13 protein-coding genes are annotated in these 20,229 nt (G+C 70.3%); 4 read left to right on the top strand and 9 right to left on the bottom strand.

The genetic code is table 11. The features are described 5' to 3' along the window. Positions 1-34: 34 nt before the first annotated feature. From SSOG_RS58820 to SSOG_RS45700, 3 genes are all read left to right on the top strand, one after another. On the top strand, positions 35-673 hold the full coding sequence (locus SSOG_RS58820; RefSeq protein WP_009721134.1) for an alanine racemase: 639 nt from the start codon (positions 35-37) through the stop codon (positions 671-673). Between the two features lie 234 nt (positions 674-907). Next, positions 908-1,270: a type III PLP-dependent enzyme domain-containing protein gene (locus SSOG_RS51870; RefSeq protein ID WP_050800221.1), complete on the top strand. Its 363-nt coding sequence runs from the start codon at positions 908-910 to the stop codon at positions 1,268-1,270. A gap of 106 nt (positions 1,271-1,376) precedes the next feature. Continuing rightward, the gene (locus SSOG_RS45700; RefSeq protein ID WP_009721133.1) at positions 1,377-2,777 is read left to right on the top strand and encodes an MFS transporter; all 1,401 of its coding nucleotides are present in this window, start codon (positions 1,377-1,379) and stop codon (positions 2,775-2,777) included. Positions 2,778-2,927: 150 nt separating this feature from the next. On the opposite strand, the gene SSOG_RS45695 is transcribed toward SSOG_RS45700, so the two are convergent. From SSOG_RS45695 to SSOG_RS54580, 3 genes are all read right to left on the bottom strand, one after another. Continuing rightward, positions 2,928-3,449, bottom strand: a complete 522-nt coding sequence (locus SSOG_RS45695) for a GNAT family N-acetyltransferase (protein ID WP_039942871.1) — start codon at positions 3,447-3,449, stop codon at positions 2,928-2,930. Between the two features lie 124 nt (positions 3,450-3,573). Beyond that, positions 3,574-4,497, bottom strand: a complete 924-nt coding sequence (locus SSOG_RS45690) for an NAD(P)/FAD-dependent oxidoreductase (RefSeq protein WP_039940364.1) — start codon at positions 4,495-4,497, stop codon at positions 3,574-3,576. Positions 4,498-5,019: 522 nt separating this feature from the next. After that, positions 5,020-5,340 (bottom strand): hypothetical protein, encoded by a 321-nt coding sequence (locus SSOG_RS54580; RefSeq protein WP_039940362.1) that lies wholly within the window; start codon positions 5,338-5,340, stop codon positions 5,020-5,022. A gap of 273 nt (positions 5,341-5,613) precedes the next feature. Here SSOG_RS54580 and SSOG_RS45680 point away from each other — a divergent pair, with 273 nt between their 5' ends. Then, complete coding sequence (locus tag SSOG_RS45680) at positions 5,614-6,690, top strand: amidohydrolase family protein (RefSeq protein ID WP_245606548.1); 1,077 nt, start codon at positions 5,614-5,616, stop codon at positions 6,688-6,690. 3 nt (positions 6,691-6,693) lie between these two features. On the opposite strand, the gene SSOG_RS45675 is transcribed toward SSOG_RS45680, so the two are convergent. From SSOG_RS45675 to SSOG_RS45650, 6 genes are all read right to left on the bottom strand, one after another. Further along, a complete protein-coding gene (locus SSOG_RS45675; protein WP_009721129.1) occupies positions 6,694-7,713 on the bottom strand; it encodes a LacI family DNA-binding transcriptional regulator in 1,020 nt (339 codons plus the stop codon). Positions 7,714-7,859: 146 nt separating this feature from the next. Continuing rightward, positions 7,860-9,242: an MFS transporter gene (locus SSOG_RS45670; RefSeq protein WP_009721128.1), complete on the bottom strand. Its 1,383-nt coding sequence runs from the start codon at positions 9,240-9,242 to the stop codon at positions 7,860-7,862. A 171-nt stretch (positions 9,243-9,413) separates the two neighbouring features. Beyond that, complete coding sequence (locus tag SSOG_RS45665; protein ID WP_009721127.1) at positions 9,414-10,334, bottom strand: dihydrodipicolinate synthase family protein; 921 nt, start codon at positions 10,332-10,334, stop codon at positions 9,414-9,416. A gap of 962 nt (positions 10,335-11,296) precedes the next feature. Further along, positions 11,297-15,100: an nSTAND1 domain-containing NTPase gene (locus SSOG_RS45660; protein WP_039940361.1), complete on the bottom strand. Its 3,804-nt coding sequence runs from the start codon at positions 15,098-15,100 to the stop codon at positions 11,297-11,299. 434 nt (positions 15,101-15,534) lie between these two features. Further along, on the bottom strand, positions 15,535-18,429 hold the full coding sequence (locus tag SSOG_RS45655; RefSeq protein ID WP_342634406.1) for an AfsR/SARP family transcriptional regulator: 2,895 nt from the start codon (positions 18,427-18,429) through the stop codon (positions 15,535-15,537). Positions 18,430-19,288: 859 nt separating this feature from the next. Next, positions 19,289-20,227 (bottom strand): LLM class flavin-dependent oxidoreductase, encoded by a 939-nt coding sequence (locus SSOG_RS45650; RefSeq protein WP_086015842.1) that lies wholly within the window; start codon positions 20,225-20,227, stop codon positions 19,289-19,291. Between the last annotated feature and the right edge of the window lie 2 nt (positions 20,228-20,229).

The raw sequence follows: 20,229 nt of genomic DNA, 5'->3' as shown, positions 1-20,229 counted from the left end.
CGCACGGTGACGAGCTCGCCGAAGGCCCGGTCGGCTGGCGGTTCAAGGCACTCCCGCCACAAGCGGCGCCGTACCTCAGCGCGCAGATCCCCTCCCAGGGCTACCGCCTCTTCGAGGACGGTTCGCTCCGCACGGCAAGACGGCCCTCTCCCCCGGGCTGTATGCGCACCAGGAAGCCCTCGGCGCATGGGCCGTCACTGTCGCCACACCCCACCAGGCCCGCGTGTTCCGCGCCGGAGGAGCCCGGCGCATCCATTACGCCAACCCACTGGTGCACACGGGATTCGCCCGCTGGGTACAGCGCGAGATGGCAGCCGATCCTCAGTTCGGGTTCACGGCGTACGTCGACAGCATCGAGGGCGTCCGCCTCCTCGGCGCCGCCCTGGACCCGCACGGGCCACCGCTTCCCGTACTCGTGGAACTCGGGCACGCGGGCGGCCGTACCGGCTGCCGCACCCCTGAGCAGGTGCTGGCCGTCGCACAGGCAGCCGCCGCCGAAACCGCCCTCGGGTCGTCGGCGTCGCCGCGTACGAGGGCAGCGTCAGTCACGCCCGCACCCCCGAAGCTCTCGCCGAGGTCACCGGGTTCCTGCACACCGTCCGTGACGCCATGTCCCGTATCGCCCGCGCGGGCCTGCTGGACACCCGTGCCGGTACGGGCGATTGGCTGGTGAGCTGCGGCGGAAGCATCTACTACGACATCGTCGCCCGTGAACTCGTGAGCGGCTGGGCAGTGAACGAGACGGCGCCGGACCAGCACATGGCCCCGGAGCGGAACGCTCCGAACGGACGACGCCCCGTACGGCTGCTGCTGCGCAGCGGCGCCTACTCCTCCCCACGACGACGGCCTCTATGGCCGGCTGGCCCGCCCAGCGCCCGGCACACCCCAGCTGACCCCCGCCATCGAAGTGTGGACCCAGGTGATCTCCACTCCCGAGGACGGTCTGGCGCTGCTGGACGCGGGCCGCCGCGACCTGCCCTTCGACGAGGGACTTCCTGTACCGCTGGCCCACCTGCCACGGCACGCCGGGACTTCGGAGACCTGGGCGCAGGATGCCGCGCGTCATGCCGACTCCCTCAGCAACTGGCGGATCGACGCACTCAACGATCAGCACGCCTTTCTGCGCTTCCCTGCGTGCGGCGGCCCCCGCGTCGGTGACCTGGTTGCGCTCGGCATCTCACACCCTTGCACGGCGCACGACAAGTGGCAGCTGGTGCCCGTCGTCGACGAGGACTACCGCGTCGTGGACACCGCCCGCTGCTTCTTCTGACCGGCTTGCCTTCCTTTTCTTCCCCCCCTTTCTCTCTTTCCTTCCCGCTTGATCCCCCATAACGCCCACCGCTCCGGCGCGTCACCCGTCCCCGGAAGGATCACCCGTGTCCGTCTCCGCTTCCTCCACCCTGCCCGAGGGCTCCGCCGTGAGCTCCGACGGCGAACGCCCGCCCAGACTGCGTACCCGCTGGGCCGTGCTCGCCGCCGACTTCATGGTGCTCTGCCTCAACTACGCCGACCGGGCCGCCATCGGTGTCGCCGCGCCGTACATCATCAAGGAGTTCGGCTTCTCCGAGACCGCGTTCGGCTGGATCCTCAGCATCTTCGCCGTCTCGTACGCGCCCTTCGGGCTGATCGGCGGCTGGGCAGCCGACCGTTTCGGCCCCCGCAAGGCCATGGGCTGGGCGGCTCTCGCCTGGTCCGCGTTCACCGCCGCGACGGCGGCGGGTGCGGGATTCATCAGCTTCCTGATCATCCGGATCCTCTTCGGCGCCGCCGAAGGCCCCCAGGCAACCGTCACCGCCAAGCTGATGAACACCTGGTTCCCGCGGCAGGAGCTCGGAACGGCCATCGGTATCGCCAATGCAGCCACACCGCTCGGCGGAGCCGTCGGAACCCCCATCGTGGTCGCCGTCATCGAGGCGACGAACGGAAACTGGCGTGCGCCGTTCATCATCTTCGGCGTCATCGGCGTGCTCTTCGCCGTCGGCTGGTTCGCCGTCGTACGGGACACCCCCGAACAGCACCCCTGGATGAAGCCCGCGGAACTGCGTGAGATCCACGGCGCGCAGAGCGGAACCGCGGCCAGAGCCGCAGATGAAGACGCCGGGGCCGAGGACAGTGGCGCAACAGACAAGGCCGGAGCCGAGGAAGGTGAGAAGTCTTCGGCGCTGCCGGGCATGTGGCACTACGTCGCCCGGCCGGTCATCTGGGCCACGGCGCTTGCCTACTTCGGCTACGCCTGGATCCTCAACGTCTTCCTTACTTGGTTTCCCACCTATCTGGTCGACGAGCGCGGCATCGATCTGGGCCATCTGGCCGTGGCCGGTTCCATCCCCTGGATCGGCGGCTGCATCGGCATGATCGCAGGCGGTGTCGCCACGGACTGGCTGATACGCCGCATCGGCGCCGCCGCCACCGTCCGCCGCTGGACGATCGTGATCTGTCTGATCCTCACGGCGGCACTCTTCGGCTGCATCGCGCTCGTCGGAAGCGCCGTCGAGGCCGTGGCGCTCATGGCGGTCATCATCTTCCTGCTCTATTTCACCGGTGCGCAGTACTGGACTGTGGTCGCCGAGGAGGTGCCCGGACCCCGCTACGGTTCCGTCGCCGGAGTCGTGCAGTTCATCGCCGGGTGCGCCGGGTTCCTCGCACCGCTCATCACCGGAGCCGTGGTCGAACACGCCCACTCGTGGGCGACGGCGTTCACCATCGCGGTCGTCATCGCCGCCGCCGGGGCGCTGCTACTGGCGGTGGCCGGACGGGGCAAGGCAGCCCAAATATAAGTAGGTGAGCAAGGGAGGTCCCGCCACCTCGGGCCTCCCTTGTTCATGCAGACGCATAAACGCACAGACCAGGCTTGCGGCCGAGCCGTGCCACCGCATCCTCGGTGGTGATGCGCTCAGTCCGGTCTGGATGGTCACCAGGCCGGGGGCTCAAAGGTCCCTTCCCATAAGAACGCACATCGTCTCGTGACGACGGATCAGCCCGTCAGGTCCTTCCTCGTCCCAGACATCGGGCTCGCGGCCGTACACGGCGTAGCCCAGACGCTCGTACAGGGCGCGAGCTCGAGGGTTGTCCTCCTCCACGGCGAGTTCAGCCCTGCGCAGACCGCGGTTCCGGATCCTCTGCTCGGCGGCCCGGATCAGCAGCGTTCCCAGGCCGCGGGACTGGAGCGCCGGGAGCACGGCAAGCTGCCACAAGGTTCCGGCTTCCCGGGACACCTGATAGTCGATGCCGCCGATCGCCACCGGCAGATCCACAGGGGTGCATACAGCCAGGTAGTCCACCTCCCCGGCCGCGGCGCGCACCAACTCTCGCTCTACGTGGCGCAGATGGGTGGCCGACCCCGACCAGGTGCACGCCGGCAGGTCGCGGGGCAGTAGGTCACGCACACTGACGGGTATGACGACGGTGGCGTCGGCGGATTCGTGTCCAGTGATCACGGCTGTGAGCATGCCGACCGACGCCATGGCACGGCAATGTATTTCTCCTGCCTGGGACCCCGCGCTGTGCCGACCTGGCCCGCAACAGCGTGCTGTCGCTTCTCAGGGGCAGGTGATGGGCACCAAGAAGACGGGGCTACACCTGGATGGCCGCGTTGAGGTCGCTCATGAGCAGATCCCCGTTGATCGTGGCCCCGGCCCGGTAGCCGCCGGCCGCCGCGTTCACGACCTGCTCGGCGAAGCCCATGGCGTTGCCCACAGCCCACACACCGGGCACGGTCGTCTGGCCTGTCGGATCGACCACGGGGTACGAGCCGAACGGGGTCTCGTGCAGCTCGGCGCCCAGCCGTGCGAGCAGATCCGTCTGCGGGATGGCCCCGGGCGTGGTGAACACGACCTCGCGCGCGAACGTCGTGCCGTCCTTCAGCCGCACGGCGGTGAGCCGGTCGTCGGCCACCACCAGCCCGTCGACCTCGCCCGGCACCACATCGACACCGGCCGCGGCCAGCCTGCGCAGATCGTCGTCCGACAGCTCGTCCTGCTCGACCGTATGCAGGAAAAAGGTCACGTCCTTCGACCATTGGGACACCATCAGCGCCTGGTGCACGCTGAGCGGAGTCGTGGCGAGCACGCCGAAGGCCTGGTCGCGGACCTCCCAGCCGTGACAGTACGGACAGTGCAGGACGTCCTTGCCGAAGCGTTCGGCCACGCCGGGTACGTCCGGGAGCGCATCCTTGAGGCCGGTCGCGACGACGAGACGTCGACCCTGAACGGTCCGTCCGCTCGCCAGCATCACCGTGAAGTCGCGGGCGATGTCCACGGCCGTGTCCCGGACCAGCTCGACGCCGTACCGCGCGATCTCCTCGCGGCCGATCTCCAGGAACTCCGCGGGCGGCATACCGTCCCGGGACAGATAGCCCTGCATGTGCGCGGCGGGCGTGTTGCGCGGCTCGCCCGCGTCGACAACCAGGGTGCGGCGCCGGGCCCGGCCCAGGACGAGGGCCGCAGACAGACCCGCCGCACCGCCACCGATCACCATCACTTCATAGGTGTTTGTCATGCCGCCACGGTCCCTCGAAGAATACGGGACTGACAAAGTTATTTGCTGCTTCCGCAAAGAGTCATGAGCGCCGAAGAAGTTCTCGCCGACATGGCCCCATGGCTGCGGCGGATCCGTACGGGCGTCGAGCAGACCGTTCGGTAGACGTGACCGCGCCCGAGCGCGAAGTCGTCCAGGCCGACGGCGCGGGGCTCGGCCGCTCGGTAACCCGGTCGTGGCGGCGAGTCAGTCCCGGCACCTGCTCCCCGAACGTCCGCCGACCGCAACACCCGTTCTGCAACCTGGACAGCACCTCGTTCACGGCCACCGCATTTCGACCGCACCACCCACACGGGGAGCGGAGCTCCATGCACCACGCACGCCGCCTGGCGGTCCTCGCCTGTTCCGGCGTTGCTGACCGCACCCGCCTGCACCCACGCCGGGCCCTCGTCCCAGGACGCCAAGGCTTCTGCGGCGAGTTCCGGTTCATCCGAGGGACCGGAAGGGGTACTGGAGGGACAGGTTGCTGCCCTGGAGGGCCCACTACCCTTTCCACTTCCAGGTGTATTCCTGTTCCGCTGCGTCCTGCGCGATCGGCTGGACGGTCCAGCTGCTCGCCTCGACCTCGACCCAGTAGCTAAGCCGCCCCCCCTCCTCCCCTACGGGGTCGACCCGCCACTTGCCCCTGACGAATGCCCTGACCGCCTGCCCGAAAGGACCGGTGCTCTCCTCGGAATCAGAGTTCTTGCCGCACGCGGCAAGAACCGAGGCTCCCACGCCGACAGCTAAGTACCGTAACGCGGTACGCCGGCCGACCACCTGCGTCACGGCCCGCACCTGACGAAGACCCGCAATGCTGATCACAACTACCCATCCCCCAACGTGTAGTGGCCAACGCCCAGGGTCCTCCCATCCGAACGCCCGGGCCAGGGGGCACTCACACCTGGTCGGCGGACTTTCTCGGCCCGCCTCTGCCATCTGCTCCAGTCGGGCGGGGTAGCGACTCGGGATCTTGTGTCGCGTATCGAGGCTCCCGCGCGGCTTCCCTCGCAGGCAGGCCATGACCTATTGTGCATTCGATTGCACAATCGTTTGCACATTCGGTTTCGGTCGATGAGCGAAAGGACGCTGGACGGGATGACGGATGTGAGGACCGCGGACAAGACCGCCGCCGGGGTGTCGGACGTCGAGAAGCTCGACGCGTTCTGCCACGTGCTCCCGCGCGATTACGCCGAGCGCCTGTTCGCCCTGGACGGCGTCGCGGCCGTCGCGAACCTGCGCCGGCGCATCATGAACATCCCTGCTCTGGTCGACCTGGACGTCCGCTTCCGGCAGCTGGACGAGTTCCCGGGCTATCGCCAGATCATCAACCTCGCCGCCCCGCCCGTGGAGGACTTCGGTGATCCGAAGCTCTCCGCCGACTTCGCGCGCCAGGGCAACGACGGCCTGGCCTCGCTCGTGGCCGGGCACCCCGACCGCTTCATCGGCTTCTGCGCCGCCGTGTCCCTCACCGACGTCGACACGGCGATCGCCGAACTCGACCGGGCCGTCCACCAGTTGGGCGCGGTCGGAGTGCAGATCTACACCCACGTCCGGGGCCACCCACTGGACGAGGACCGTTTCGAGCCGTTCTGGCGGCGCTGCGCCGAACTCGATCTGCTCGTGCAGGTACATCCCTGCCGCAACTCCAGCTGGGCGGACTACCCCACGGAGGAGCGCTCCAAGTACGAGATCTGGTGGACGTTCGGCTGGGAGTACGACCTGTCCGCCTTCATGGCGCGCATCGTCTTCTCCGGCGTCCTGGAACGGTATCCGGCGCTGAAGTTCCTGATCCACCACGGCGGCAGCATGATCCCGCACTTCTCCGGCCGGGTCGGCCCCGGCTGGGACCAGCTCGGCTCCCGCACCCCGCCCCACCAGCGCGAGGACGTCACCGGCTATCCGCTCACCAAGCGCCCCGTCGACTACTTCAGGATGTTCTACGCCGACACCGCCCTGTTCGGCGCCACCCATGCCCTGCGCTGCGCCGTCGAGTTCTTCGGTTCCGAGCGGGTCTTGTTCGGCAGTGATTCGCCGTACGACCCCGAGAAGGGTCCGGGCTACATCCGTTCCGCCATCGCCGATGTGCACGCGCTCGATCTGACCGACGAGCAGCGGGCCGGCGTCTTCGCGGGCAACGTCCGCCGGCTCCTGGGCTCCCGCCTGCCGACGTGAGGCTCAGGCAGGACGCGCGGTACTGCGGCGGGGAATGAGGGTGGGGGCGAAGGTGCGGGTCTCGGCGGGGGCGTCGGCCAGCAGGTCCATGAGCTGGTCGACGGCCGCCGTGGCGATGGAGGGGAACGGGACGCGCACGCTGGTCAGCGGGACGGGCAGCCGGGCGGCGAGGGGCACGTCGTTGTACCCGACGACGGAGAGGTCATCGGGGATGCGCAGTCCCGCGCGCTGCACGGTGGAGAGCAGGCCGATGGCGGTGTGGTCGTTGACCGTGCACACCGCGGTCGGGCGGGGGTCCAGGGTGAGCAGCAGCCGTCCGGCGTCCTCGCCGCTCTCCATGCTGAACGCCGAGGGAAGGATCAGCCGTTCCTCGACCGGCAGGCCGGCCTCGCGCAGTGCGTCCTCGTACCCGGCGCGGCGGCCCAGCGCGCTGCTCGCGTAATCGGGCCCGGCGACCAGGGCGATGCGCTCGTGGCCGAGGTCGATGAGGTGCCGGGCGGCGAGGTAGCCGCCGAGACGGTCGTCGCCGACCGACGCGGCACTGTCGCCGTAGGTGCGCAGGGCCAGGACGTGCGGGACGTTCCTGCGGGCGAGTTCCTGGCAGAAACCGCCGCTCGTGCGGGCGGTGGTGAGGATCAGGCCGTCGACGCGGCGCTGGAGCAGGACCTCGCCGCTGTCGCGCTCGCGGTCGGGGTCGTCGTGGGTGGTGGCGACCACGGTGTGGTAGCCGCGCCGCAGGCTGGCGGCGGCGATCTCCTCGTAGAGCATGGCCATCACGGTGTCGGTCAGGCGGGGCACGAGGACGCCGAAGGTGCTGGTCTGCTGGCGGCGCAGGTTGGACGCCACGGGGTTGGGGGCGTAGCCGATGTCCTCGGCGATTTCGCGGATCCGCGCGGCTGTCGGGCTGCGGTAGAAACGGTGCTCGCGGTTGAGGGCGCGGGAGACGGTGGAGGGGCTGACCCCGGCGGCCCGGGCCACATCGGCGATGGTCGGTGGTTTGCTTCCGGTCCCCGGCCCGCTCATCGTCCTCGTCTCCCCTCACTCGCGCCCTTGCGCCCGCTCAGGGTACTCGTTGTGCAAGCCGTCGCGAAATCGATTGCGCACGGAGCGCAACGCGGCAGCGCCCCGCCCGGGCCGTATGGTGCTCGGTCCGGGCGGACGAGTCGGGCTCAGGGCGAGAGTTCCTCCAGGACCCGCCCCTTGGTCTCGATGGCGAAGACGATGGTGACCAGGCCGCCGAGGAGTGCCACGGCGGCGAAGGCGGCGAAGACGTAGCGGATGCCCAGGTCGGCGACGATCCACCCGACCAGCAACGGGCCGATCGACGACCCGGCCCGCAGCCAGGCGCTGCCGAAGCCGGTGCCGATGGCCCGTAGCCGGGTGGGGTACAGCTCGGCGGAGTACAGGTAGAGCGAGAAGGAAATGGTCTGCAGGATCGCGTACGCGACGGGCGCGAGGAGGACGACCTGAGTGGCGCTGGTGGCGCCCAGCGCCGTGAGCAGCAGCAACGGGACGGTGGCGGCCAGAAACGCGACGGCGTACCACCGTTTGCGGCCGACCCGGTCGATCAGCAGCGCGCAGATGAGGGAGGCGACGACGCCGACGCCGGAGGTGATCCAGCCGTAGGCAAGGCTGGTCTCCAGCGGGAGGTGGAACACCTTCTTGTAGAGGGTGGGCAGCCAGGTCACCAGTCCGTTGTTGACCAGGTAGACGCACACCCACAGGCCCCAGATCATCAGGGTGCGCTTGAGGTAGATCCCCTTGAACAGCTCGCGCCAGTCGGAGCGTGCCGTGGCCCTGGGGTCCACCGGGCGGGGCGTCGGCTCGGGCAGGGGCAGTCCCTGTCTCACCGCGTCACCCTCCAGCTTCCGCACCACGGCGTCGGCCTCCTCATGACGGCCCTTGGCGGCGAGCCAGCGCGGGGACTCCGGCATGAGCAGCCGCAGCGGGATGGCCAGCACCGCAGGGACGAGGCCGACGACGAAGAGCGCCTTCCAGCCGAACACCGGCACCAGGAAGTAGCCCGCGATACCGGCGAACATCAGTCCGGCCGGGAAGATGACCTCGTACAGGAGGAAGAAGCGGCCACGTTTGCGGGCACCGATGAACTCGTTGATGTAGGCGCTCGCGACCGGCACCTCGCCGCCCGTGCCGATGCCCTGGACGAACCGGAAGACCATCATGGACGTGCCGTCCCAGGCGAACAGGCACGCGATGTCCATCGAGACGAACAGCACGATGGTGATGAGCAGGGTGTGCAGCCGGCCGATCCGCTCCGCGAGCCAGCCGAAGGCGAGCGCGCCGACCAACTGGCCCAGATATCCGGCCGAGAGAATCAGGCCGACCTGGGAGTCACTGAGGTTCCAGGCGTCCACCAGCTCCGGCATGGCGAAGGCGATGGCCAGCACGGTGTAGGCGTCGAAGAACGTGGCGCTGCCGACGATGACGCGGATCAGGGTGAGGCGGCGTGTGACGGGGAGGCGTTCGAGGCGGGCGACCAATTCGGCGTTGGCGGTCCTCGCTGCTCCTTCGTCGACGACATGGCTGGTCATGGTGTTCCTCGCCGTTGAGGTGCGGTGCCGGCGCGCCGTTGAGCGGGGCGCGCCGACGGATGGGGAGGGGGACGAAATCAGCGGCAGAGGCCGCCGATGCTGTCATGGCCCGGCCGGGCGGGGGAATGCCCGCGGGTCCGAGGGGACCGAGGGGAGGTGCGGCGGTACCGGTCAGATGAGCTTGGCCTGCTGAAGCGCGGATTCGACCTCGGCGATCGCACTCTCCCCCAGAGGCTGGAGCGGCTGGCGGACGGTGGCGTCCTTGAGGATCCCGCGCGCCCGCAGTCCGATCTTGAGCGCGACCGTGCCCTCCATGTGAGAGCCGCGGTGATAGACCGCCTTGGTCACCGGCAGCAGCCGGTCGTGGATCTCCCGGGCCCGGGCGTAGTCCTGCGCCTTGCCGGCCGCGATCAGCTCCACCAGCGGCTCGGGAGCCAGACCGCCGTAGCCGACCAGGGCGCCGTCGACGTCGAACATGGTGTGCAGCAGGTACTCGTCGTGGCAGGTCAGGATCTGCAGATCGGGGAAGTTCTGCCGCAGGACGGGGATCTCGGTGTCCCACCTGCGCATGTTGCGCACACCGTTCTTGGTGGCGACGACACCGGGCTGGGCGGCGATCTCCAGCTGAGTGGACAGGTCGTAGGTGGCCTTGGTGACGTCCGGGTACTGGAAGAGGATGCACTGCAAGCCGGACTCCTCGTGGATGGCCCGGTAGCGCTCCTGCGGGGCACCGGGCTGGAAGCCGAAGCGCAGCCAGCCGTGCGAGGGGTAGACCAGGGCTCCGACCGCACCGGCGTCCGCCGCCCGCCTGGCCTCCAGTGCCGCCGTCTTCGTGCCCTCGCCGGTGATGCCCGCGATGATCGGCACCCGGTCGCCGACAGCCTCCACCAGCGTGCGGATGAGCGCGACCTGCTCCTCGGCCGTCAGGTACGTGCCCTCACCGGCATGCCCGAGACACACCAGCCCCTTCACTCCGTCGACGGAGACCAGCCAGCGCGCCAGGTCGGCGTTGGCCGCGTGGTCGACCTCGCCGTCGGAGGTGAAGGCGGTGACGGGGGCCGGGACAAGGCCGCGCAGGTCCATGGGATTCATGACGCACTCTCCTGAGCATGAGCAATCGATGACGGAATCGATTGCACAACTTGGCTAGGGCTCCGTCAAGAGGTGTGCGGAAGGAGATTGCGGTGGGCGTCCTGGGCGCGCTCTACCCGAGTCCCTCATCCGCTTCCAGGACCCCCGCCACTCCACTCTCGTGGCCACCATCGCTCTCACCCGCGCCCGGAACGCGAGCTCGACCCCGCCACCGTGTGCCGGGCGGCAGGCCCCCTGCTGTCCGCGGGGAGCCAGCGCAATCGCCATCGGGTACGACCTGGCGGTGCGGGAGGGCTGCGAGGCAGTCAGCGACCCGGAGGAACGTGCCCGGCACGTCGCCGCTCTCAAAGCAGCCTGACCCCAGTGCGCAACCAGCCACAAGTCCGAAAGTCCGAACGCGGGACTCCCCGTGCCCCCGGGGCGGCTCACTGGAGTGCCAGTGAGCAGGACCAGCACCCCCGAAAGGGAACCTCCGTTCGGTGACGCGTTAATTCACTGATTTTTTATGCGTGAACGGTTTCCTGTTGTTGTATCTGAAAGTCAGCAAGAATGAATCGGGGCGAACGAAGAGTGCATCTACGAAGCGCAGTGCTGACCGCGGTGACCGCGGCGGCAGTCGCCATCCCGGTCCTGCCGGCAGCAGCGGCAGACGTGGCTCCGGCTCAGCCGAAGCTGCGGATCGCGTGTCACACCAACTGGAAGACCAGCACCTCCGCCAACGTCTGGTGCGACGGACATGGGCCAGCTCGGTACGGGGCGAGCATCCAGTGCAAGAAAGGATCCGCTGTCCGTCAGCTCAACTACGGTCCGGGTCCCTGGCTGGGTGACCGGCGGGGAATCAGCATGTACTGCCCCGGTGGCGGATACAAGCGAGTCAAGCAATGGGGCTGGCCTGCCTGACCAGAACCGGTGAACCGAGTGGCCCACCGTCCTGGGTGACGGTCGGCTCGCCGTCCCAGGGCTCAGCAGAGTTCGCGGTACGGTACTTCGGGAATCAACCGCTCCCAGTCGCCTCGCGAGAGCCCGCCCTGAGCACGCTTGCAGACCGCGGCGGCCACGTGTTTCTCCGACACGCGGTACGTCTGCGACGGAATGTGATCGCTGGCCACCGTCACCGTGCCGTCGTCCCGGCTGAAGGCGACGGACTGGACGGGGTCGGACGGGTTGGGGAGGACGGAGCCCAGGGGCTGGTTGGCGGCGGCGTCCCACAGCCGAAGGGTCCCGTCGAGGCCGGCCACGGCCAGGGTACGGCTGTCGTGGGAGAAGCCCAGCGCGGTCACCGGTGCCGCGGAGTCCTGGTGAGCGTCGGTGATCAGCCCGGACATGGTGCCCAGGCGCTTGCTCAGATCGCCGTCGAGCAGTGTCACCCTGCCGGAGTGGTCGCCTGCCGCCAGATACCGGCCGTCGGGGCTGAAGGCCATCACCTCGACGCCCGTCCAGGGCAGACCTTTGGACGCCGCTCCCCCGGCGGGCGGGAGGTCTGCTGTGCCGGCCCCCGCCGAAAGCGTTCTGACCCGCGCGGAGGGGGAGGTCAGGTCGACGGCATGGCCGTCCGCTGTGACGAGCCACCGTCCGTCGGGAGAGATGGTCAGGGCGTCGCCGCCGACGCCCTTGACGACCCGGGTCCTCTTACGGGTACGGACGTCCCAGACCTCGCTCCGCCACGTCTCCGTACCCCGGCGGAGCGACACCGCCAGGGTCGAGCCATCCGGGCTCAGCGCGATCCGGCGGATCAGGGCCCTGGGACGGATGGCCAGGGTGAGCTCGACCGGGCCGCTCCCCTCGCGCCACAGGACGACGCGCTGACGGGAACCCGGCTCGTCCACGGAGGTCAGCGTATAGGCGGCGCTGCGTCCGTTCGCCGCGAACGCCACGAGGCCAAAGCACGAGGCGTCCGGCGCACCGCCCCGCTCGCCCGGGGTGTCCGCCCCGGAACAGGTGCTGATCTCGGGAGCGTTCCCCTTGTCGCGGCCGCTGCGCACATCGACGAACCGGAACCGCTCCTGACCTTGTGACGATCGAGCGGTGGCCAGCGTCGCGCCGTCCGGGCCGAGCCACATGCCCTGCGGCGGGTCCGTGGTCCAGCGCTGGTGTGCCAGATCGCCCAGGCTGACCGTACGGACGGCCTTGCCGGCCCCGGTGTCGGGACCCGCGTCGGCGATGTAGCGGACGAACCGGGCGCCGGGATCGATGCTGAAGTCGCTCGACGAGTCTCCTGTGGTGGCGTACTGGAAAACGGGGTCGCCGGACACCGGTCGCCGCCACATCTGGATTTTGCCCTGACCCGAGGTCAGCAGGAACTTTCCGTCGCCGGTGTAGCGCATCGCCGCGGACCCGTTGCCCCGGAACTCGTCGACCCGTCGGCCTGAGGCCGTGTCCCAGGTGCCCGCCCGCTCTCCGACTCCGAAGGTCACCCGGTCTCCGTCGGGGCTGAAGGCCACGGCGCACTCGTCGTTCTCCCCCACCCGGTAGGCGTTCTTCAACGTCACCGGGCGCTGCCCGGCGACCCGCCAGAGTCGTATCCGCCCGTCTTCCGGACACAGCCCCACCAGGCGGTCGTCCCGGCTGACGGCCGCTTTACGGAGTCCCGGCACCCGCTGCTCGAAGAGCGTGCGGCGACGCTCCAGGTCCCACAGGCGCACCGTGACGGTGCCGCTGCCCAGGCCGTCGTCGGCCAGGACCGTGCGCCCGCTCGGGCCGAAGACCGCGGTCGTCGGCCATCGCGAGGTGAGAGGTGCGCCGATCCGGCGTCCGCCGGCCACGTCCCACAGGGCCAGCCCGCCGTTCCCGGACAAGGCGAGCCGACGGCCGTCGGGACTCAGTGCGCTCACCTGCCAGTCGTCACCGATGCCGCGGTACCGCCCGGTTCTGCGGTGGCTGGGTACGTCCCAGGCCGTCACCTGCCGACCGGTCGCCTGGAGCAGCACACGTCCGTCGTCGCTGAGGAAGAGCTGATCAGCCAGGTCCTCGGGGGCCGGAGCGAACCGGTCCTCCTCCCGCTGCTCCATCGCCCCCAGCAGGGCCGACCGGGTCTCCGTGGTGCGTGCGGTACGCCAGGATGCCAGGCTCAGCCGCATCGCGGTGACCGGGTCCGAGTACCGCAGATTCTCCGCCACGGCGGCCACGCGCCGGGCCGCGGCCTGCACCCGGCGCTCGTCGCTGGTGCGGTTCTGCTGCCAGGCGACCACACCGGCTATCAGGGACACCACCAGCAGCAGGGAGAACGTGGTGACCAGACCGCGCCGCCGACGGCGTTCCCGGGTGAGAGCCGTGCCGCTGGCACCGAGGAACTCCTGCTCCAGCGGGACGAGATGGCCGTCCCGGCCGGGCCGGGGGAACGTCTCCTGTGCGACGGCCAGACGCGCTCCGCGGTACAGCGCCCCAGGATCGCGGCCGAGATCCCGCCACGCGGTGGCCGCCTCGGTGAGCCGGCGGTGGACACGCAGCCGCTCGCGCTCCGCGCCGATCCAGTTCCGCAGCCGGGGCCAGGCGGTGATCAGGGCTTCGTGGGCCAGGTCGACCGTGTCCCCGTCGAGGGTGACCAGCCGGGCGCGGGCGAGTTGTTCGATGACGGTGGCGGTGTCGCCTTCATCGCCGAAGTCGAGTTCGTCGCGGTGGGTGGGGCGGCGGGTGTCGGGCGTACCGTCCCCCGGGGTGATCAGCCGCAGCAGAACGCTCCGGGCGACATCGGCCTGGGCTGGGCTGAGCCGACCGTGGACCTCCTCGGCGGTGCGGGCGATCGCGCCGTGGAGCCCGCCGCTCGCCTCGTAGTTCTCCATGGTCAGGGCGCGGCCCTTGCGGCGGCGCCAGGTCTCCAGCAGGGCGTGGGACATCAGCGGAAGTCCGCCTGGCTCGCCTTCCACCTCCGTGATGATGCGGGCGGTCAGGTCGCGTTCGACGATCAGCCCGGTGGCCTGGGCGGGTCTGACGATCGCTTCCCGCAGTTCGTCGCTGTTCATGGGCGGAGTCAAGAGGGTGGCATCGCGCAGCGCGTCGGCCAGCGGCTGATGGCCGGCCAGGTTGCCGAAGAAGTCCGCCCGTACCGAGATCAGCACCCGCATCCCGCTGCCCGGGTCCATGGCGTCCAGCAGCAGGTCGATGAAGGCCGTCCGTTCGGCCGGGTCGGTGCAGAGGGTGTACAGCTCCTCGAACTGGTCGACGATCAGCCAGGTGTCGCCGCTCGCCGCGTCCTTCGGGGTGAGCCGGCGGTCGCGGTCGCGCAGCGGGTGCTCGCCCGGGGTGATGATGCGTACGCCGGCGGGCCGCGCGCTCGGGTCGCCGGCCGTTCGCAGGCGGGGGATGAGTCCGGCCCGCAGGAGGGACGACTTGCCGCTGCCGGAGGCTCCGACCACGGCGGCCAGGCGTCGGCCGCGCGTCAGCCGCAGCACGTCGTCGATGAGCTGGTCGCGGCCGAAGTACAGGTCCGCGTCGTCCAGTTCGAAGCGGGCCAGCCCCCGGTACGGCTCGGGGGTGCCGTCATCCGCCCGCGGCTCGGCGGCGTCCTCCTCGGCCGCCTGCCGCCAGCGCCGCTCCCACTCCTCGGCGTCCCCGCCGCAGGCCCGTACATAGGCCAGGACGACCGGCAGGGTCGGCAGCCGCTCCCCCGCGGCCGCCTGGGACAGCGTGCTCGCCCCGTGGCCCGACGTCCGCGCCATCGCCCGGTAGGTGGGGCCTCCGGCCTCCTGGCGCAACGTGCGCAACGCGTAGGCGAACCGCTGCACCGGCCCCTCGGCCGGATCCAGCGGCGCCTCACGACGACCCGCCATGGGTGATCCTTCCCGGTCTGTCCCGCCCGCCCCGCGCCCCCTCCCGGGCGGTCCGGCCATTGATCAGGCTGGTGGGAGGTGGCTGTCATTCAATGCCGCGGCGGCTGAACTCGGAGGTGGCCGGGACCAGAAGGCCGGGGAGCCCGACGCTTTCCCGGCCCCGGTCATGAGCCGCCCAGCCCTGAACGAGGGCGGGGTTGTCACAGCGAGCCCGCCGGGCTCGACACGGGGAGGAGTCACCATGCGCAACCAGGACAGGTACACCACGGCCGCCCACGCTTCGGCCGGAGTCGTGACGGGGACGGGGAACTGGCCGCCGCCGCGGTCGGCGGGCGCGCCGGCAGCCGGCTGACGGGAGTGGAAGCCGGTGCGCGCCACGGGGGCCGGGCGCGCACCGGCTCGGCCTCCGCCCGGCGACCTGCGGGGCTTCGGCGTCATGGCCGGGCTGCCAGCAGGGCTCGTACCTCGTCGGCTTCGGGAATGTCGGATCGGCCGAGCAGGTGCAGTGCCTGCTCCCAGCAGGTGCGGGCCCGTCCGGGCTGGCCGAGCTGTTCCAGCGCCCGCCCGAGCACGGTCAGGGCATGGGCGCGGCGCTGGTCGCCGCCGAGGTCGTTGAGCAGGGCGAGGGCGTGTTCGGCCTGGACGGCGGCCAGCTGGGGGCGCAGCAGGGCCAGTTCCACCTGGGCCATCCGGTAGTGGGTCATCCCCTGCCAGAAGGGCTGTCTGGTTTCCTCGAATCCGTCCAGCGCCCGCTGGAGCTGGGACAGAGCCTGCTCATGGCGATGGGCCCGGTGGAGGGCGAGGGCCAGGGCGTAGTGGCCGTTGGCCAGGCGGAGCCGGGCGCCGAGTTCCTGCCAGGATGCGATGGCTTGCTCGCAGGCGGCGATGGCCTGCTCGCTCCGGCCGAGTTCGAGGTCGGCTCTGGCGATGTTCATGAGCATGGTGGTCTCGCCGTAGTGGTTGGCGTCGGCCCGGAAGACCTCCATGGCCTGCTGGTAGTGGGCCGCCGCCTCCTCGTAGCGGTGCCGGGCGGTAGCGAGGTTGCCCCGGAGGTTCAGCGCATAGCTTTGAGTGAGGGGGTCCTGCGCCGTCCGGCCGAGGGTGAGGGCGTGCCGCGCCTGGGCCTGTGCCTGGTCGAGCCGGTCGGCGAGGTGGTGTACTTGGCCGAGGAGGAGCCGGGCCCGTCCCTCGGAGCCGGCGTCCCGCACGGTACCGGCGCGGTCGGCCACCGCTTGGGCGGCCTGCTCGTACTGGTGCACGCAGGTGCCCGATTCCATCAGGTCCTGGCTGACGAGCAGCAGATCGGCCGCCCGGGGCAGCAGGGCCGGCTCGTCGACCGCCTGCTGGACGGTGGCGAGCAGAGCGGGCCCTTCGTCGAAGAGCCAGCTCAGGGCCGATTTGCTGTCGCCGAACGGGAGTCCGGGCCGGGTGGTCGGGGCCAGGTGGTCGAGCAGCCGGTCGCCGGGGTTGTGCAGCGCGTAGGTGCCGGTGGCGGTGGCCAGGTAGAAGTCGAGGAGCCGGGACAGGGCCGCCCGGCGTTCCGCGCCGGTCTCCTCGGCTTCGGCACGGTCGCGGGCGTACAGGCGCAGCAGGTCGTGGTAGCGCCAGCGATCGGATGCGGTCGACTCCAGCATGCTCAGGTCGACCAGGGATTCCAGCAGGGCCGCGGTGGCGCGGTCGTCCCGTGGGTCACGGCGGAGGACGGCGGCGGATGTGGAGAGGGAGAGACGCGGGGCGTCCGGGACGGCCAGCAGGCGGAAGGCCCGCGCCTGCTCGGGGGACAGCTGCCCGTAGCTCAAGGCGAAGGATGCCTCGACGGCCAGATCGCCGGTGCGCAGTTCGCGCAGTCGATGGTGCTCATCGGCCAGCCGGCCGGTCAGGGTGGTGACCCTCCAGGCCGGGCGAGCGGCCAGCCGGGCGGCGGCGATACGGATCGCGAGCGGCAGGAAGCCGCAGGCCGCGACCGCTCCCTGACACGCCTCGGGCTCTTCCGCGGCCCGCTCCGGGCCCACGATCCGGGTGAAGAGGTCCAGGGCTTCCGGCGGGTTCCATGACATCCAGACCGACCAGGTCGGCGCCGTCGAAAATCCGCCAAAACGGGCGCGGCTGGTGACCCAGGGCCCGAAAAAACCCGGAGCCCCGGGCAGCAACGGAGAGGTTTCAGGGACCGCGCTGTGCGCGTTGTCCAGCAGGACCAGGAACCGGCGTCCGGCCAGGAGCGAACGGTACAGCGCCGCCCGCTCCTGCGTGCCCTCGGGCAGGGCAGCGGGCGGGGTTCCCAGAGCGCGCAGGAAGGTGCCGAGCACCACCGCGGGCTCGGCCGGGCGCGGGCCGTGGCCCAGCAGGTCCGCGTAGAGCTGTCCGTCGGGAAAGCGCTCCCGTACGGACTGGGCGACGTACACGGCCAGGGCGGTCTTGCCCACCCCGCCCAGTCCGTGCACCGCGGCGATGGCCACCGCTGTTCCGCGCGGGCGCAGCAGATGTTCCCCCAGGGCGTCCACGGTGGCCCGGCGCCCGGTGAAGTCGGTCGGCCGCGCGGGGAGTTGCGCCGGGCGCGGAACGGTGGGGCGGACGGCCGTCGAGTCCGTCGGCACGGCGGGCGGGGCGGCGAGGGCGGGGTCGACGCGCAGGATGCGCTGGTACAGCCGCTCGAGATCGGGGCCGGGGTCCACACCGAGTTCTTCGGCGAGCAGTCGGCGCGTATCGGCGTAGACGCCCAACGCTTCGGCCTGCCGGCCACTGCGGTACAGGGCCAGCATCAACATGCTACGCAGCCGCTCCCGCAGCGGCTGCTCAGCCGTGAGCGCGGTCAGCTCCGAGACCATCTCCGTGTGCAGGCCCCATTCCAAGTCGAGCTCGAGACGGCTTTCCAACAGGGCCAGGCGCCGCTCCTCCAGACCACTGCGCTGGGCATGCGCATACGGGCCGGGAACCCCGGCAAGGGGTTTCCCCTCCCACAGCGTCAGCGCCATGTGCAGCAATCTCCGCGCCTCGGCCAGATCCCCTCGTGCCCGGGCGCGCTTCGCTTGCGTCTCGTATTCCCCGCAGACCTCAACGTCCAGCGCCTGTAGCTCCGCTCGGAGCGCGTAGCCTCCGGATTCTGAGACCAGCACGCCAGGCCCCAGCTTCCGGCGCAACCGGAAGACGTAAGTGCGCAATCCGGCGATCGCTTCAGGCGGTGGTGCTTCCCCCCACATCGCGTCAACCAACTCGTCCGCGGTGGCGGTGCGTCCCTGACGTAGCAGCAGCGCGCACAGCAGGGTCTGTTCCTGCGGGCTGAGGGGCGGGAGCTTCTGCTCACCGCGCCACATACGAACCGGGCCCAGCACGGCGAACCGTAACCCTGTGTCCGCGGCATCGTGCGGCTTGTGCGATCTCCTGGTGACGCCGGCCTTCCTTCGCGGCAGTTGTTCATCGGCGGCGGGGATATCGGATGCGGCGGGTAAGTCCTCTGTCGATCTGCGGTGTGGGGGGAGGGTGAAGCCGAGTTGTTCGAGGGGCATTCCGAACATCTCTTCCAGCACTCGCTGCCTCGAGGGTCCCGGGCAGGGTGGGTCAGGCTGGCGCCACCGGTGAAACTGCCGCGCTGTCACCCGCTCCGGCTCTCCGAGGCCGGCCGCGACCTTGGCGTACGCCTTGAGGAAATCCTCTGGCCGACCCCACTGGCGCTTCTCGCACAGCCGTCTGAAGACCGCCTGATCCACTCGCGTCTCGCCTCCGCGCTCCGTTTGTTCTACGGATGCCCGATCACCGTAGTCCCCAGGATGAACCGGCCCCAGTGCGTAACCAGCCACAAGTCCGAAAGTCCGATCGCAGGACTCTCCGCGCCGGCGGGCAGCTCACGGGGGCGCCAATGACCAGGGCGGCGCCTTCGAATAAGAACATCCGTTCGGCGATCCCTGAATTCACTGATTTTTTATGTGCGAACGGTTCCCTGTTGTCGTGCTTGAAAGTCGGTAAGGAGCAGTCCTCGGATGGCGTGCTCTCAAAATGGGGAGCCATTCCGGGCGCGCTGCTCGTTGAGATCGAATCGGAAAGCCCTACTCGCTCCCCGGGGGCTGGAGTGGTGCGATGGCCTGCGCATGTGGGCGGGCTGAGGGGCACCCTCGACGTACTGGCAGCGGGCTCCCGGGGCGGTAGGTAGCCACTCGCGGGGATCCTGGTCAGCCTTGCTGCGGTTCTGCCGAGTCAGGTGAGGAGTTTCGCGAGCTGGGCCATCTCGGTGGGCGGGTCGATCACCGGCTGGATGAGGAGTTCGCCGATGCCGGCCTGTTCCAGGGCGGTGATGCGGGTGAGGAGGTCGTCGCGGGTGCCGACCAGGGCCAGGGTGTTCATCAACGAGGGCAGGACCAGGTCGCGGTCCTGCGGTGCAATGCGTCCGAGGTAGTTGGGGTAGAGCTTGGTGTGCCGGTCCGGTGCGGTGGAGGTGGTGCCGCGCCGGTCAAGGAGCCGCCGCACCGCCTCGCCTTCCTCAGGACCGAGTTGCTCGGCGAAGGCGGGTGTGTCGGCGGCGAAGGCCAGGAGCGACATGACGAGGTGGCCCGTGGCGTCCCGGGCCGGATCGCCGTGTGGGTCCTCGCCCTCGTCGAGGACGTGGAGCGAAGTGACCACGTAAGAGTCCGCCCGGGAGCCCGTGAGGGAGTCCGGGCCATGGGGTGTGGCCTGGGCGGCGTGGCGGCGGGCGTCGTGCAGCGCGTGCCAGGCGGTGGGGTCCAGCAGGCCGACGGAGATGAGGCCGGCGCCGCGGCGGCCGGCGACGGCCGCGGCCTTCGGGCCGCCCAGCGCGGCCACGACGAACTCGATCGGGTCGGCGGTGTTCACGTGCGCACCGGTGTGCAGGAACCGGATGTCGCGGACCCGGTCACCTTCGCGATACTCCGTCGAACGTCCGGCGCACAGGTCCTGCAGTGCGGCGGTGAAGTTCTCCAGCCTGGCCGCCGTGGTCGGCCGCATGTCCAGGGTGCGCCGGGCGGTGTTTCCGGTGCCGACCCCGCAGATGATCCGGCCCGGCGCCAGGGCGTTGAGGCTGGCCAGCCCGCTCGCGGCGGCCGGGGCCGAGCGCAGCGCCGGTGAGGTCACGCCGATGCCGAGCCTGATGCGGCTGGTGGCCTTCGCACACAAGCTCAAGG

Source organism: Streptomyces himastatinicus ATCC 53653 (assembly GCF_000158915.1).
GTDB lineage: Bacteria > Actinomycetota > Actinomycetes > Streptomycetales > Streptomycetaceae > Streptomyces > Streptomyces himastatinicus.
Note: the sequence above shows the minus strand (reverse complement) of the source record. Positions and strands in the feature narration are given on the sequence as shown.

Bases quoted from the DNA above. Each gene is read 5' to 3' on its own strand.
- SSOG_RS45695 (WP_039942871.1), bottom strand. From the start codon at position 3,449: ATGCTCACAGCCGTGATCACTGGACACGAATCCGCCGACGCCACCGTC.
- SSOG_RS45690 (WP_039940364.1), bottom strand. From the start codon at position 4,497: ATGACAAACACCTATGAAGTGATGGTGATCGGTGGCGGTGCGGCGGGT.
- SSOG_RS45680 (WP_245606548.1), top strand. From the start codon at position 5,614: ATGACGGATGTGAGGACCGCGGACAAGACCGCCGCCGGGGTGTCGGAC.
- SSOG_RS45675 (WP_009721129.1), bottom strand. From the start codon at position 7,713: ATGAGCGGGCCGGGGACCGGAAGCAAACCACCGACCATCGCCGATGTG.
- SSOG_RS45670 (WP_009721128.1), bottom strand. From the start codon at position 9,242: ATGACCAGCCATGTCGTCGACGAAGGAGCAGCGAGGACCGCCAACGCC.
- SSOG_RS45665 (WP_009721127.1), bottom strand. From the start codon at position 10,334: ATGAATCCCATGGACCTGCGCGGCCTTGTCCCGGCCCCCGTCACCGCC.
- SSOG_RS45660 (WP_039940361.1), bottom strand. From the start codon at position 15,100: ATGGCGGGTCGTCGTGAGGCGCCGCTGGATCCGGCCGAGGGGCCGGTG.